The organism is Pseudomonas sp. NFR16 (assembly GCF_900108875.1).
In the GTDB taxonomy this organism is placed as follows: domain Bacteria; phylum Pseudomonadota; class Gammaproteobacteria; order Pseudomonadales; family Pseudomonadaceae; genus Aquipseudomonas.
This window is the reverse complement of the sequence record NZ_FNYJ01000006.1, coordinates 407,329-421,054: the sequence shown is the minus strand read 5'-3', so window position 1 is coordinate 421,054 and position 13,726 is coordinate 407,329. Positions and strand designations below refer to the sequence as shown.

General features: G+C 62.0%; 14 protein-coding genes. 6 read left to right on the top strand and 8 right to left on the bottom strand.

What is annotated here, in order from left to right; genetic code table 11:
• Positions 1-276 precede the first annotated feature (276 nt).
• On the top strand, positions 277-747 hold the full coding sequence (locus BMZ10_RS23070) for an REP-associated tyrosine transposase (protein WP_093467710.1): 471 nt from the start codon (positions 277-279) through the stop codon (positions 745-747).
• A gap of 402 nt (positions 748-1,149) precedes the next feature.
• Here the strand turns inward: BMZ10_RS23070 and BMZ10_RS23065 are convergent, their stop codons facing one another.
• Together BMZ10_RS23065 and BMZ10_RS27855 are read right to left on the bottom strand one after the other, a co-directional pair.
• Positions 1,150-2,583 (bottom strand): NAD-dependent succinate-semialdehyde dehydrogenase, encoded by a 1,434-nt coding sequence (locus BMZ10_RS23065; protein WP_093467707.1) that lies wholly within the window; start codon positions 2,581-2,583, stop codon positions 1,150-1,152.
• A gap of 123 nt (positions 2,584-2,706) precedes the next feature.
• On the bottom strand, positions 2,707-3,246 hold the full coding sequence (locus BMZ10_RS27855) for an ArsR/SmtB family transcription factor (RefSeq protein WP_218147274.1): 540 nt from the start codon (positions 3,244-3,246) through the stop codon (positions 2,707-2,709).
• 117 nt (positions 3,247-3,363) lie between these two features.
• On the opposite strand from BMZ10_RS27855, the gene BMZ10_RS23055 reads away from it, so the two are divergent.
• Positions 3,364-4,848, top strand: coding sequence for a nucleobase:cation symporter-2 family protein (locus BMZ10_RS23055; protein ID WP_093467701.1), 1,485 nt, complete (start codon positions 3,364-3,366; stop codon positions 4,846-4,848).
• A 54-nt stretch (positions 4,849-4,902) separates the two neighbouring features.
• Positions 4,903-5,382 (top strand): LEA/WHy family protein, encoded by a 480-nt coding sequence (locus BMZ10_RS23050; RefSeq protein WP_093467698.1) that lies wholly within the window; start codon positions 4,903-4,905, stop codon positions 5,380-5,382.
• A 55-nt stretch (positions 5,383-5,437) separates the two neighbouring features.
• Here BMZ10_RS23050 and BMZ10_RS23045 read toward each other — a convergent pair whose 3' ends face one another.
• On the bottom strand, positions 5,438-5,695 hold the full coding sequence (locus tag BMZ10_RS23045) for a hypothetical protein (RefSeq protein WP_093467695.1): 258 nt from the start codon (positions 5,693-5,695) through the stop codon (positions 5,438-5,440).
• Positions 5,696-5,893: 198 nt separating this feature from the next.
• Between BMZ10_RS23045 and BMZ10_RS23040 the strand changes: the two genes are divergently transcribed.
• A complete protein-coding gene (locus tag BMZ10_RS23040) occupies positions 5,894-6,211 on the top strand; it encodes an ElaB/YgaM/YqjD family protein (protein WP_093467692.1) in 318 nt (105 codons plus the stop codon).
• A gap of 75 nt (positions 6,212-6,286) precedes the next feature.
• On the opposite strand, the gene BMZ10_RS23035 is transcribed toward BMZ10_RS23040, so the two are convergent.
• The 4 genes from BMZ10_RS23035 to BMZ10_RS23020 form a co-directional block, all read right to left on the bottom strand.
• Complete coding sequence (locus BMZ10_RS23035) at positions 6,287-6,778, bottom strand: hypothetical protein (protein ID WP_093467689.1); 492 nt, start codon at positions 6,776-6,778, stop codon at positions 6,287-6,289.
• 99 nt (positions 6,779-6,877) lie between these two features.
• A complete protein-coding gene (locus tag BMZ10_RS23030; RefSeq protein ID WP_093467686.1) occupies positions 6,878-7,231 on the bottom strand; it encodes an SPOR domain-containing protein in 354 nt (117 codons plus the stop codon).
• Positions 7,232-7,342: 111 nt separating this feature from the next.
• Positions 7,343-8,692, bottom strand: coding sequence for a C4-dicarboxylate transporter DctA (gene dctA, locus BMZ10_RS23025; RefSeq protein WP_093467683.1), 1,350 nt, complete (start codon positions 8,690-8,692; stop codon positions 7,343-7,345).
• A 400-nt stretch (positions 8,693-9,092) separates the two neighbouring features.
• A complete protein-coding gene (locus BMZ10_RS23020; protein WP_093467680.1) occupies positions 9,093-10,265 on the bottom strand; it encodes a mandelate racemase/muconate lactonizing enzyme family protein in 1,173 nt (390 codons plus the stop codon).
• A 120-nt stretch (positions 10,266-10,385) separates the two neighbouring features.
• Between BMZ10_RS23020 and BMZ10_RS23015 the strand changes: the two genes are divergently transcribed.
• Positions 10,386-11,255: a LysR family transcriptional regulator gene (locus BMZ10_RS23015; protein WP_093467677.1), complete on the top strand. Its 870-nt coding sequence runs from the start codon at positions 10,386-10,388 to the stop codon at positions 11,253-11,255.
• Between the two features lie 46 nt (positions 11,256-11,301).
• Here the strand turns inward: BMZ10_RS23015 and pqqA are convergent, their stop codons facing one another.
• Complete coding sequence (pqqA, locus tag BMZ10_RS23010) at positions 11,302-11,373, bottom strand: pyrroloquinoline quinone precursor peptide PqqA (protein WP_093467926.1); 72 nt, start codon at positions 11,371-11,373, stop codon at positions 11,302-11,304.
• 403 nt (positions 11,374-11,776) lie between these two features.
• Here pqqA and BMZ10_RS23005 point away from each other — a divergent pair, with 403 nt between their 5' ends.
• Positions 11,777-13,723 carry a sigma-54-dependent Fis family transcriptional regulator gene (locus BMZ10_RS23005; protein ID WP_093467674.1) on the top strand — a complete coding sequence of 649 codons (1,947 nt, stop codon included), beginning with the start codon at positions 11,777-11,779 and terminating at the stop codon, positions 13,721-13,723.
• The last annotated feature ends 3 nt before the right edge of the window (positions 13,724-13,726 follow it).

Below are 13,726 nucleotides of genomic sequence, written 5' to 3'. Positions count from 1 at the left end.
GGAGTGAGCTTGCTCGCGATGAGGGCATTTCTGCCGGTGGCGATTGGGTGGCGGAACTGAAGCCTTCGCGAGCAAGCTCGCTCCCACGAGGTTTTGTGGTGTTCTGGCGAGTGGCGTCGCGCCGCGAAACAGGTGGGAGCGAGCTTGCTCGCGAATTGGCCCGTGCGGGCGACATAGACTGTACAGAAGCACGCACAACATCAGGCAACACACTCCCGCTCGACCGACCCGGCCACTGGCTAGATTTATGGGCAGCCTTTAGCAGGGAGTCAGGGAATGGCCGAACAACCGCACTCGCGCAGCCTGCGCACCGGGAGGTTTTCAGAACCCGGAAGAATTTATCTTGTGACATCACGTCTTGCGCAACACCGCACTGACTTCGCCGACTGGCGCACTGGAAGGTTGTTGGTCGACGAGCTGCGGGCTGTAGAGGAATCAGGCATGGCTGACTCATTGGCCTGGGTGGTCATGCCTGATCATTTTCACTGGCTGGTCGCGCTTGGTACCGGTTCGCTTTGTCAGACGGTGCAAAGGGTGAAATCAAAGACGGCGATAGCGGTAAACAAGCGCGCGGGGCTTCAAGGTAGCCTCTGGCAATCCGGCTACCATGACACAGCCGTTCGCCACGAGGAGGCGTTGCTGAGATGTGCGCGTTACATCATTGCCAACCCCTTGAGGGCTGGGCTGGTGAGGCGTGTGGGCGACTACCCGCTATGGGACGCGGTCTGGCTGGCACACCCTGAATGAACACACTCACGGCTCAGCATAAGACGACATTTCACGGAGCCGTCTCGCACCGGGCAACAGGTGGTATTGAGCTTGCTCGCCATGAGGGCGTTTCTCTTGGTGGAGATTGGGCGGCTGAACTGAAGCCATCGCGAGCAAGCTCGCTCCCACAGGGGGTTTGTGGTGTTTTGGCGAGTGGCGTCACGCCGCGAAACAGGTGGGAGTGAGCCAACTGTTTCTAACGCCCCTTCGAGCAACGGTCTAATGACCGACGCCTTCCCGGCTAAAGCCGGTCCTACGAAAAGTCTGCAGCATCTGTAGGCCGGCTTCAGCCGGGAAGAGGCCATTTCCAGCCACCAATAAAAAGTCCACCAAGCAAAAGCCCACCGTAAGGTGGGCTTTTGCTTCAACACGGTCCAGGTGTTACAGGTTGAACACGGTGACCAGCTTGGTGTTCAGGTACGCTTCGATGGCTTCGGTGCCGCCTTCGGAGCCATAGCCGGAATCCTTGATGCCGCCGAATGGCACTTCCACCAAACCGATGCCCTGGTGGTTGATGGAGAGCATGCCGGCCTCGATGCGGGTGCTGAGGATGTGCGCGGTTTTCATGGAGGTGGTGAAGGCGTACGACGCCAGACCGAACGGCACGCGGTTGGACTCCTTGACGGCGTCTTCGACGGTGTCGAATGGCACCAGCAGCGCGACCGGGCCGAACGGTTCTTCGTTCATGATGCGCATTTCGGTGGTCAGTCCGCTGAGCACGGTGGGCTCGAAGAAGTAGCCAGGGCCCTCGACCGCCTTGCCGCCGGTGTGAACCTTGGCGCCGTTGTCGCTGGCATCCTTGATCAAGGCCGACAGCGCCGGAATGCGCCGCTCATTGGCGACCGGGCCCATGGTTACGCCCTGCTCCAGACCATTGCCGACCTTGACCTCATGGGTCAGACCGACGAATTTCTCGGCGAACGCGTCAAACACCCCGCGCTGCACCAGAATGCGCGTCGGCGACACGCAGACCTGACCGGCGTTGCGGAACTTGGCACCTGCCAGCACACGGGCGGCGAGGTCGATGTCGGCGTCGTCGAAGACCAGCGCAGGCGCATGGCCACCCAGCTCCATGGTCGCGCGCTTCATGTGCTGGCCCGCCAATGCGGCCAGTTGCTTGCCCACCGGCGTGGAGCCGGTGAAGGTGACCTTCTTGATGGTCGGGTGGGCGATCAGGTAGCTGGAAATCTGTGCCGGGTCGCCGTACACCAGGCCGATGACACCGGCCGGCACGCCGGCATCGACAAACGCGCGGATCAGTTCGGCAGGCGACGCCGGGGTTTCTTCCGGCGCCTTGACGATGATTGAGCAACCCGCGGCCAGCGCAGAGGACAGCTTGCGCACCACCTGGTTGATCGGGAAGTTCCATGGCGTGAAAGCGGCGACCGGACCGACAGGCTCCTTGATGACTTTCTGCTCGACCGACACATTGCGCGATGGCACCAGTCGGCCATAGGCGCGACGGCCCTCTTCGGCCAGCCAGTCGATGATATCGGCGGCGGCGAGGGTTTCCATGCGCGCTTCGGCCAGCGGCTTGCCCTGCTCCTGGGTCATGATGCTGGCGATGCTGTCAGCGCGTTCGCGCAGCAGATTGGCAGCCTTCTGCATGATCTTGTAGCGGTCGTACGCCGGCGTGCTGCGCCAGGTTTCGAAACCACGCTCGGCGGCGAGCAGCGCCTTGTCCAGATCGGCGATCCCGGCATGGGCGACGCTGCCCAGGGTTTCGCCCGTGGCCGGATTGATGACGGCCAGGGTGCGACCGTCTTCACTGGTGCGCCATTGACCATCGATGAACAGCTGAACGTCTGGGTACATAAACAAGCTCCGGATGCGCCTGGCGTGAGGCGGGAGAAGGGGAAAAAGGCCGTCCAATTTACGGGCATATGCCGCTATCGGTCAACCTCAGTGCGGCCGTCACAGTGTGCTCACAGCCTGTACTCATATATGCATCAGTTGCCTGGCGTACGCGTGCAGCACCTCGCGCCGGATCTGGAAACTGGCGTACTTGCCTTCACGCAGCGTGGCGATCAAGCCGGCGCGCTCGAGCTCCTTCGTATGATGGGAAACCGTCGCCGCGCTCACCGGATGCACCTTGAGCAGCGCGGCGCACGGCACCGGCTCATCGCTGGCGCCGATCTGAACGAGAATCTGATATCGCCTGCGGTCAGCAAGCGCTCGGGAAATCAACGTGACTTGCAGATCAGTCAACGAAAATTGCTGTGCAGTGCTCATGAAGATCTTTACGCCCCAGTTGAAACCTCCTTGTCGAGAGATGGCCCCGTCAGGACCTGGTTTGCCCCATACAATCCGCCGAGTTGGACGCCGATCGCCGACGTCAGGTTCAAAGGCAACAGAATAAGCGCCCGACGCAGACCCGCGAAACATTTTCTGGCATCCTTCGCGCCCTTTTTTCGACGGGCGTTCTGGCTGACTCATGCCGTTATTTTGTACACAATTTTTCAATAAATTGTTTTTCATGCTGTGGACATGTTGTAGAGTCGCAAAACCTGACCTGACAGTTAAGTTCTGTCTTCCGGTCAGTTCAGCGTCACCTGCAAAGCCCACGACCGAATAAAAACAATTGGCAGGCTAACCATGATCACACCGCAAAGCAGCTCCGCCTCAACTCGCGCCTCACGCCCGACCGACCTGATCTACGGCCTCAACGACCGACCGCATTTCACCGCCGCAATCTTCGCTGCGCTGCAGCACGTGCTTGCCAGCTTCGTCGGCATCATCACGCCCACGCTGATCGTTGGCAGCGTGCTGGGCCTGGACAGTGAAGTGCCCTATCTGATCAGCATGGCGCTGTTCGTCTCGGGGCTGGGCACTTTCGTGCAAGCCAGGCGCTTCGGGCCGATCGGTTCTGGTCTGCTCTGCCTGCAAGGCACCAGTTTTTCCTTTCTCAGCGTGATCCTCAGCGCCGGCTTCCTGGTGAAGAGCCGTGGCGGCGGCACTGAAGAAGTGCTGTCGACCATTTTTGGCGTGTGCTTCTGCGCAGCCTTCATCGAAGTGGCGCTCAGTCAGTTCATCGGCAAGCTGCGCAAGCTGATCACTCCAGTGGTGACCGGCACAATCATTACCCTCATGGGCCTGTCGCTGCTCAAGGTTGCCATGACCGACATGGCGGGCGGATTCGGCGCCAGTGACATGGGCTCGGCGGCGAACCTGGGGCTGGCGGGCCTGGTGCTGGCCACGATTGTGGTGCTCAACCGTTTCAATATTCCGTTGCTGCGGCTGAGCGCGATCATTATCGGCCTGACCCTTGGCTTCGCTGTGGCGTGGTACATGGGCCGCATCGACTTCGCGCACATGCCGCAGGTGCCGTTGATGAGTCTGCCGGTGCCGTTCAAGTACGGTTTTTCCTTTGATCTGCTGGCGTTCATACCGATTGCCGTGATCTTTCTGGTATCGCCACTGGAAGCGGCTGGCGACCTCACCGCCAACTCGATGATCTCGCAACAGCCTGTCAGTGGCCCGGTGTACATCCGCCGGATCAAATCCGGACTGCTCGCCGATGGCCTGAACTCGGCGATGGCGGCCGTGTTCAACAGCCTGCCGATGGTGACCTTCGCGCAGAACAACGGCGTTATCCAGCTGACCGGCGTCGCCAGTCGCTATGTGGCGTTTTTCATCGCCGGCATTCTCGTGCTGCTCGGCCTGTTCCCGGTCATCGGCGCCGTGCTGCAACTGATGCCCAAGCCGGTTCTGGGGGGCGCCACCCTGATCATGTTCGGCACCGTGGCCGTTGCCGGCATCAAGATTCTCTCGGAGGCTGGCCTGCATCGGCGCAACATGCTGATCGTGGCTATCTCGCTCGGCATGGGGCTGGGCGTCGCCGCGGTGCCAGAGGTGCTGCGCGAGTTGCCGAAGGCGCTGCACAACATCTTCGAATCGCCCATCACGATCGGGGCGTTCTGCGCCATCGTGCTGAACATATTCCTGCCCGAAGAACATCAGGAAGAGGAACTCACCGAGTTCGACCCGGAGGCCTCTACGGTCAAGGTTCTGCAGGACCCGACGCTCCCTGCGCCAGCAGAACCTCTCACCGCCCGCGAGGTCGCACAGTTGAACCGCTAAGCTGTTGAGTGGGGTGCGCCGTGCCCCCTTCAGCCCGCTTCACTGGAGTGTCCGATGCCCTTACGCCCGATCCGAACCCTGCTGGCCGGCCTGCTGATTCTGGCGCTGAGCGCCTGCGCGCTGTTCCCCAATCGTGACCCGCTGAACATCAACGTGGTGGGTATCGAGCCTTTGCAGGGCCAGGATCTTGAGATCCGCTTCGCCGTCAAACTGCGTCTGCAGAACCCGAACGACACCGACATCGCATACGACGGCGTGGCGCTGAATCTGGACGTGAACGGCAAACTGCTGGCCTCGGGCGTCAGCGATCAGAAAGGCACCATCGGCCGTTTTTCCGAAGGCGTGCTGACGGTGCCGGTCACGGTGTCAGCGTTCGCCGCGCTGCGCCAGGCCGTCGGGCTGACCGAGCAGCAGCGCCTCGACAATTTGCCGTATGAGTTACACGGCAAGCTGGCGGGCGGCTTGTTCGGAACGATGCGGTTTTATGACAGCGGCACGCTGAGCCTGCCGCAACCGGCAAGCGGGAGCTGGTAATGCCTGCCGGGTGCCGCTGACAGGGCTGCGCAGCGGCACATCGCAGCAGCGGGCATCAGCCGCGTGCGGCGGCGACCTGGCGATTGACTTCTGCGCGGACCATGTTGGCGTATTCAGGCGGCGACATGGCGTCGAGCTCGGCGCGCACCCACTCCGACCATTTGCCTTTGCGCTTGGCGCGCTCGCCCATCAGACGGGCCGCGTCGCCCTTGGCCTTGCCCAGATTGCTCTGCCACAGCTCGAACAGACGGGATTTTTCGTCCTCGATGGCGGCGCGTTCGGCAAGGGACTTGTTGGCCAGGTTGAAACTCATGACGGTTACCTCGTGTGCAAAAACGAAACGCTATGACAGAGCCACGTATGGCTCAAAAGCGTCAGCATCTTACACCCGACGAGGGCGTCGCCCGACGACATTCGTCGCACTTTTTGGCTCCCTCCGAAACGCCCTGCAACTTTTGCCCCCCCGGTGACTCCATTGCTCACTGCCGTTATCAACTGAAAGGAAATAGCCATGGCTCGTAAAACTGCTGCCCAGAACGCCGCCGAACAGATCAAGGATCAGGCTTTCAGCGAATTGGCGGCCCTCATTGAAGAGTCCGACAAACTGCTCAAGGACAGCGCAGCGCTGGTTGGCGAAGAGGGAGAGACCGTGCGTGCGCAACTGAGCCTGAAGCTGAAACAGGCACTGGATTCGGTGAGCAATGTGCGTGAGCGCACCAAGCCTGCGGTCGAAGCGACCGAGACTTACATCGGCGGTCACCCATGGCAGACCGTTGCCGTGTCGGCTGGCTTCGGTCTGGTCGTCGGCCTGTTGCTGGGCCGTCGCTGAGGCGGCACGCCGATATCGCATTTGCCCAAGGCCGTTGCAACGGCCTTCGGCATTTGCCGCCATCGCTCGATGCACTCAACGCCGCTGCGGCACCACGCCCTGCAGCAATCTGGCGAAAAAATCAGCGGTAAACGTCTCAGGTTCAGAATCCTTCACCCCGACGGTCTTCTTCAGCATCCACACCTGCCGTTCGGCTTCCAGGTGTAACGAATACTTCTCCTGCCCGTGCAGACTCAGCCCATTGACCGACACACTCACCTGCCCTGCCGGCCCCATGGCATCCGGGACGAATGTGACCCGATGCGCGGCCAGTGAAAAGGTTAGTCGGCGGCTTCTGAACGGCGAGTTATCGTCAGGATAGCCCTTGCTCTGGGCCTGATGCGGATCGTATTCGAAGCGGGTCTGGCCCGCTTCGACCAAGGGCTTGAGCCAGCCTTCGACCTGCTGATAAAGCGCGTCGATGCTGGCGTTCCACTGCACGAGGTCGTCGTGAAAGCGCTGTTGCTTCTGCTCTTCGTAACGCTGATTGGCATTGAGCAAATCACTCAGGCGTTGAATCTCGTCCATAACGGCGATTCCCGGTTGACGCGCCCGAGTATTCGAACGCGTTGACCGAGGGTGTCACGGCCATGGCAAGGTGTCGCGCTACATCGTGCAGTCGCCGCATCAAGGCTTGGGCGGGATGACTTCCAGCTGTGAAAGCCGATGGCCTTTGACCAGCGCTGCGTCGATGTCGGTCTTGGCTTTCTCGGCGGCGTCCTGCGACTCGAACGGCCCGATCATGACCACTTCCCTGCCATCGACCTTGACCACATACGACGGGTAATGATGCTCGACCAGCCAGTAGGTCATGTCGCTCAGGGCTTCCTTCAAATGGACGCGAATGGTCCATTGCGGCGAAGCCGGAGTGGCGGCTTCTGTGACCGAATCGGTCGCCGGAACCTTCGCGGGTGTGGCCGGCTTACCGCCATCACAACCTGCCAGCATCAACACCGCCACCATCGTTGCCATCTTGCGCACGTTTGTCGCTCCTCGTCTGAAGTGGCGAGAGTCTATCACTGCAGACGCGCGCGGGTTGGCCAGCGAACGGCTGACTGGCGGCTCCCCTGCGCCGGCGGCCAGCCCCGCGCCTCAGACCTGCGACTTTCCGACGCGGGCCGCGTTCAGCGGATCGGCAGCCGAGGGTGCGGGCTGGCCGGGTTTCGCGGAACGGTTGTTCATCGCGGCGATCTCGCGCGCCGCCTTGGCCTTGTCGAAAGAACCGTCCCATTTGGCAATGGCAAGGGTGCCGATGCCGTTACCGATCAGGTTGGTGACCGCGCGTGCCTCATTGAGAAAACGGTCGACGCCCAGCAACAGCACCAGACCGATCATGGGAATGCCATGGAACACTGACAGCGTTGCGGCCAGCGTGACGAAGCCGGCCCCGGCCACCCCGGCCGAGCCTTTGGAGGTCAGCAGCAGAACGCCCAGCACCGTCAGTTGATCCCACAAGGTCAGCGGCGTGTTGGTCGCCTGCGCGACGAAAATCGCCGCCATGGTCAGGTAGATGCAGGTGCCGTCGGAATTGAACGTGTAACCGGTCGGCAGGACCATCCCGACCACCGATTTTTCGCAGCCGAGTTTTTCCAGCTTGACCATCATTCGCGGCAGCACCGCTTCAGTGGAGCAGGTCCCGAGGGTGACCAGAATTTCGTCCTTGAAATACCGCAGGAACTGCATCAACGGCAGCCCCGACCAGCGTGCCACCGAGCCCAGAATCACCACGATGAACAGCAGGGTGGTGACGTACAGCGCGACCAGCAACTGGCCGAGCGACAGCAACGTGCCGATGCCGTATTTGCCGATGGTGAACGCCATCCCCGCCCCGGCCCCCAGCGGCGCCAGGCGCATGACCATCGCCACCACACGGAACAGGCTCTGCAGCAGCATGTCGATGACGTTGACCAGCGGCTTGACCGGTTCGCCGATCTGCACCAGTGCAACGCCCATCAGCACCGAGACCAGAATCACCTGCAGCATCGCGCCTTTTGCAAACGCGTCGAACAGCGTGGTCGGGATGATGTTCATGAAGAATTCGACCACCCCGCCCTGCGCCGCGGCGGCCTGGGTGTAGCCGCTGATGGCACTGCCGTTGATGGTGTTGATGTCGATGTTCATGCCCACGCCGGGCTTGAGGATATTGACCACCACCAGACCGATCACCAGTGCCAGGGTCGAGAGGATCTCGAAGTAGATCAGCGCCTTGGCGCCGATGCGTCCCACCTCTTTGACGCTGCCCATCTTGGCGATGCCCACCACCACCGTGCCGAAAATGATCGGCGCGAGCAGCATCTTGATCAGCTTGATGAAGCCGTCGGCGAACGGTTGCAGCTTGGCGCCGATGTCGGGGAGAAAGAAACCGATGGCGCCGCCTATGACGATACCGATCAGCACCTGAACGTAGAGCTGGGAATACCAGCGTGTCGAAGCCTGTTCCATGGAATGCCTCACTGTTGTTTTTGTATGAGGGGAAAGGACTGCTTGACCGATGGAGGACGGGTGGGAGTGAGCCATCTGTCTTTTAAGCCCTCTTCGATCAGCGGCGTAACAACCGACGCGTTCCCGGCTAAAGCCGGTCCTACGAAAAGCTTGCCGCGTCTTTAGGAGCGGCTTGAGCCGGGAAAGGCCGGTGCATGCTGTGGAGCATGCGGCGTCTGGAGATCAGTCTTCGCGAGCAAGCTCGCTCCCACCGGATCGGTGCTTGGCGCCAGACCACGCCATGCCGCAATACCCTCGTGGGAGTGGGCTTTCTCGCGATTGCGATGTGTCAGACACATCGCCGGTGACTGACACACCGCATCGCGGGCAAGCGCGCCCCTGCAGGGGCGAAGCGTTGTGTTTACGCCCCCTCACCCAGTTCACGCATCACCGCATACAGCGCTGACTTGGCTTCGAAGCCCACCCCAGGAATGTCCGGCAGTCCGACGTAGCTGTTCTCTACCCGGATACCATCGGCAAAGCCGCCGAATGGCTGGAACACGTCCGGGTAGGACTCGTTGCCGCCCAGGTGCAAGCCCGCAGCGATGTTCAGGGACATCTGGTGCCCACCGTGAGGCACGACCCGACGGGACGACCAGCCCAGGTCCTTCATCACGTCGAGTGTGCGAAGGTATTCCACCAGACCGTAGGACAGCGCGCAGTCGAACTGCAGGAAATCGCGGTCAGGGCGCATGCCGCCGTGGCGCAGCAGATTGCGCGCGTCCTGATGGGAGAACAGGTTTTCGCCCGTGGCCATCGGCAACTCGTAGTGATTGGCCAGTTCCGCTTGCAGGGCGTAGTCCAGCGGATCGCCCACTTCTTCGTACCAGAACAGGTTGTACGGCTTGATCGCTTCGGCATAGGCGATGCCGGTCTTGAGGTCGAAACGACCGTTGGCGTCGACCGCCAGGCGCTGGCCGTCACCCACCACTTCCAGCACCGCTTCGATCCGACGCAGGTCTTCGGCCAGCGGCACGGCGCCGATCTTCATCTTCACCACGTCATATCCGCGATCCAGGTAGCTCTGCATCTCGGCCTTGAGCTTGCTCTGGTCTTTGCCGGGATAGTAATAGCCCCCCGCCGCGTACACCCACACCTTGTCGTCGGCCACGCCGTTGCGGTAACGGTCGGCCAGCAGGCGATACAGCGGCTTGCCCTCGATCTTGGCCACCGCGTCCCAGACTGCCATGTCGATCGTCCCCACCGCCACCGAACGCTCACCGTGCCCGCCCGGCTTTTCGTTGGTCATCAGGGTTTTCCAGACGGCGAACGGGTCCAGATTGTCGTGTTCCTGGTCGATCAGCGTTTCAGGGTCTGCTTCCAGAACGCGCGCCAGGAAGCGGTCACGCATGAGCGCGCCCTGCCCGTAGCGGCCGTTGGAGTTGAAGCCGTAGCCGATCACCGGCTTGCCGTCGCGAATCACGTCGGTGATCACGGCCACCACCGAGCAGGTCATTTTGGAAAAATCGATGTAGGCGTTGGCAATCGGCGAGGCAATGGAAACGGTCTTCTCGCGAATATCGACGATACGCATGGGTGACTCCTGTTGTTTTAGGTGAAGAGGTGCAGCGCTTGGATGGGCCCACTCTAGGGCTGGACCTTTTGTCGCGGCCAATGCTAAAAACGCGGCACTCAATGCGCGGACGGCATCACGATGGAATTGGTCTGGCTGGAAGATTTCAATGTACTGGCGCAAAGCGGGAATTTTTCCCGGGCGGCCGAGCTTCGGCATGTCACCCAGCCGGCGTTCAGTCGCAGGATCCGCGCGCTCGAGACCTGGGTTGGCGTCGACCTGTTCGAGCGCACCACCCAAGGCGCAACGCTGACCGATGCCGGACGGCACATGCTCGACAATGCCCAGGAGATGACCCGGCGCCTGTACCAGATGCGTCAGGAAGCGCGCGAGGTCGCAGGCAAGCAGGCGCGTACGTTGCATTTCGCCGCCACGCACTCGCTGTCGTTCACCTTTTTTCCCGGCTGGGTGCGCGCCGCCGAACGCTCAGGGCCGCTGGAGGCGATCCGCCTGCTGTCGGACAACATGAGCGTGTGCGAGCACATGCTGCTGGGCGGCGAAGTGCAGTTTCTGTTGTGCCATCAGCATCCCGACGTGCCGCCGCGTTTTGCCGCCGATCAGTTTCAGTCCAAGGTCGTCGGCAGCGATCTGTTGGTGCCGTTGCGCGCCCGCGACAGCGAACCCGCGGCGCCAGGCATCGCGCCGCCACACCTGGCGTACACGGCGGAGTCGGGCCTGGGGCGGATCATCGCCGCAAGGCTACGCAAGGAAGACCGGCCGCCGACGCTGAACACTGTTTTCAGCTCCCACCTGGCGGCGGTGCTGTTGTCCATGGCTCAGGAAGGAAAAGGCTTTGCCTGGCTGCCGAGAACCTTGTCGGAGGCGGAAGTGGTCAACGGCAAGCTGGTTCGGGCGCTGGATGAGCATTGGGACATTCCCGTCGAGATCCGCCTGTTCCGCCCCAACACGGCACTGAGCGACTTCGCAGAGGATTTCTGGGCCAAGCTCTGACGCCGGAATGGCAAGAAAAGCCCCGCGCACGGGCGGGGCTCGATGCTCAGCGGCTGGCGAAGTACATAGTGACTTCGAAGCCGATACGCAGGTCGGTGTATGCAGGTCGGGTCCACATAGACGATGCCTCCTCGATTGACCGGAACAGCCCGGCAGCTCCGGTTATACGCCGTTGTCCGGACACCGCAAGACCCGCGCAGCCCCGGCCCGGGCGCGGCGGCGGGACACTTGCGCTACAGCTGTCGCGACCTTGCAACAGGTGCCGTGCAGCACGCTGATCAGAGTTTCGCGCTCCGCCGCTCTGGCCCGGGCTGCGCTGTGCAGCAGGCGACCGGGTACAGCATTTGCTGTACCCGGAGCGCGCCGTGAATTATTTTTTGTAACAGGCATATTTCGTCACAGGCGCTAGTCTGAGCGTTATCCCTGCCGCCCCGAATGCCTCGGCGGCCGTCCTTAGAGGACACAGAACAATAATCATGCGTTGGGGCCTCATGGTCGCAGCCGCATCAGGAGAGTCATCTATGTCGTTGCAGACCTCAGCCGGACCTGCTGATCTCAAAGCGTTCGTCGGCGATTACTTTGCCGACCGCAGCCTGCCGTCCGATGGCCTGATCGTGCAGTCCTGGTATCGCAGCGTGGTCGAGCACGGCCTGAAGCCGGCAGGCCGGGCCAACAAGGTGATCCTCAGCGCCGCCGAAATTCATCGCCATCAGGAATTCCACCACGATTACATGTCCATCGCCGGCCAAGGGGTCAGCGGCCTGGCCAAGCGCGTGGGCCAGGCCGGATTCGCCGTGCTATTGAGCGACGAACACGGCATCGCGCTGGACTCGCGCGTGCCAACCACCGGCAGCGCCTACGCCGATTCGGGCCTGATCGCAGGTTCACGCTGGGATGAATCGCTGGTCGGCACCAACGGCATCGGCACCGGCCTGGCCTCGGGCAGCGCACTGATCATTCATCGCGATGAGCACTTTCTGCGGGAAAACGATCGCCTGAGCTGTTCGGTCTCGCCGATCTTCGATTCGCTGGGCCAGGTGCGCGGCTGCCTCAACGCGTCCTGCCTGAACAGCAACGGTCCGAAAGAGGCGCAATACCTGACGCTGCAACTGGTGATCATGTACGCGCGGATGATCGAGAACGCCTACTTCCGCCACAGCCACCGCAACACCCTGACGCTGATGATCAAGCCCTGCGAGGACATCAGCGACCTGGTCAATGAGCAATTGCTGGCGCTGGATGACCAGGGCCGGGTGATCGGCGCGAACCGCGCGGCATTCGTCGAGCATCAGAACCACGGCGACGGCCCGCTGCTGGGCCAAACATTGAGCGCGCTGCTGCCGGTGGACGTCGAGCAACTGCTGCGACTGTGCAACGGCGGCGCCAATGCCACGCGTCTGCGCAGCGGCCAGCGCTTGCTGGAGATTGGCCTGCGCATGCCGGTCAAGGTTCAGCCTGCCCGGTCGCCCGAGCCGAGGCCTGCGCAGATGCACCCTTGCGCGCCCACGCTGGAGCGGCTGAGCGGTGGCGACCTGCGGCTGCAGCAGAGTGTGGCGCGCTTGCGCAAGGTGCTGGACAAGGACCTGCCGATCCTCATCAACGGCGAGACCGGCACCGGCAAAGAAGCCTTCGCTCGCGCGATTCACCTCGCCAGCCAACGGCGGGCCGGGCCGTTCGTGGCGCTCAACTGCGCAGCCATTCCGGAAACCCTGATCGAGAGCGAACTGTTCGGCTATCGCAGCGGCAGCTTTACCGGCGCCAGCAAGAAAGGCATGAAAGGCAAGCTGGAAATCGCCAATGGCGGCACCCTGTTCCTGGACGAAATCGGTGACATGCCCGCGCATTTGCAGACCCGCTTGCTGCGCGTACTGGCGGAGCGGGAAATTTCACCCTTGGGCGCCGACGCGCCCATTCCGCTGGACATTCAGGTCATCTCCGCGACCCACCAGAACCTGGCCAGCATGATGGCCAGCAAGACCTTTCGCGAGGACCTGTTCTACCGGTTGAACGGCATGACCCTGCACCTGCCGGCGTTGCGCGAGCGCAGCGACATCCGGCTGCTGATCGAATCGGTCCTGCGTGATCAGCCCGGCGGGCAAGCCTGCCGCATCGATCCGATCAGCCTGAAGCTGTTGAGCCGGTACGCCTGGCCCGGCAACATCCGCCAGTTGATCAATGTGCTGCGTTACGCGGTGGCAGTCGCCGACGAAGGGCTGATCGACACGACGTGTCTGCCGGCGGACATTGTTGATCAGGCGGCACTCGACCACGCCGTACCCAATGCCCTGCCCGACCGTTTGCCGCTGGCACGGCTCACCGCAGACGACGAAGAACAGCGTCTGAAGGAAGCCCTGCGCCGGCACCAGTGGAACGTGACCGGGGTCGCCGACGAGTTCGCCGTCGCCCGGTCAACGCTTTACCGCAAGATGAAAAAATACCGGATCGTGCAGCCCAACCGAGCCGGATGAAAG

Excerpts from the sequence above, each read along its gene's own strand:
- BMZ10_RS27855 (WP_218147274.1), bottom strand. The coding sequence starts at position 3,246 with ATGAAAAACAATTTATTGAAAAATTGTGTACAAAATAACGGCATGAGT.
- BMZ10_RS23055 (WP_093467701.1), top strand. The coding sequence starts at position 3,364 with ATGATCACACCGCAAAGCAGCTCCGCCTCAACTCGCGCCTCACGCCCG.
- BMZ10_RS23050 (WP_093467698.1), top strand. The coding sequence starts at position 4,903 with ATGCCCTTACGCCCGATCCGAACCCTGCTGGCCGGCCTGCTGATTCTG.
- dctA (WP_093467683.1), bottom strand. The coding sequence starts at position 8,692 with ATGGAACAGGCTTCGACACGCTGGTATTCCCAGCTCTACGTTCAGGTG.
- BMZ10_RS23035 (WP_093467689.1), bottom strand. The coding sequence starts at position 6,778 with ATGGACGAGATTCAACGCCTGAGTGATTTGCTCAATGCCAATCAGCGT.
- BMZ10_RS23015 (WP_093467677.1), top strand. The coding sequence starts at position 10,386 with ATGGAATTGGTCTGGCTGGAAGATTTCAATGTACTGGCGCAAAGCGGG.
- BMZ10_RS23070 (WP_093467710.1), top strand. The coding sequence starts at position 277 with ATGGCCGAACAACCGCACTCGCGCAGCCTGCGCACCGGGAGGTTTTCA.
- BMZ10_RS23045 (WP_093467695.1), bottom strand. The coding sequence starts at position 5,695 with ATGAGTTTCAACCTGGCCAACAAGTCCCTTGCCGAACGCGCCGCCATC.
- BMZ10_RS23020 (WP_093467680.1), bottom strand. The coding sequence starts at position 10,265 with ATGCGTATCGTCGATATTCGCGAGAAGACCGTTTCCATTGCCTCGCCG.
- BMZ10_RS23040 (WP_093467692.1), top strand. The coding sequence starts at position 5,894 with ATGGCTCGTAAAACTGCTGCCCAGAACGCCGCCGAACAGATCAAGGAT.
- BMZ10_RS23005 (WP_093467674.1), top strand. The coding sequence starts at position 11,777 with ATGTCGTTGCAGACCTCAGCCGGACCTGCTGATCTCAAAGCGTTCGTC.
- BMZ10_RS23065 (WP_093467707.1), bottom strand. The coding sequence starts at position 2,583 with ATGTACCCAGACGTTCAGCTGTTCATCGATGGTCAATGGCGCACCAGT.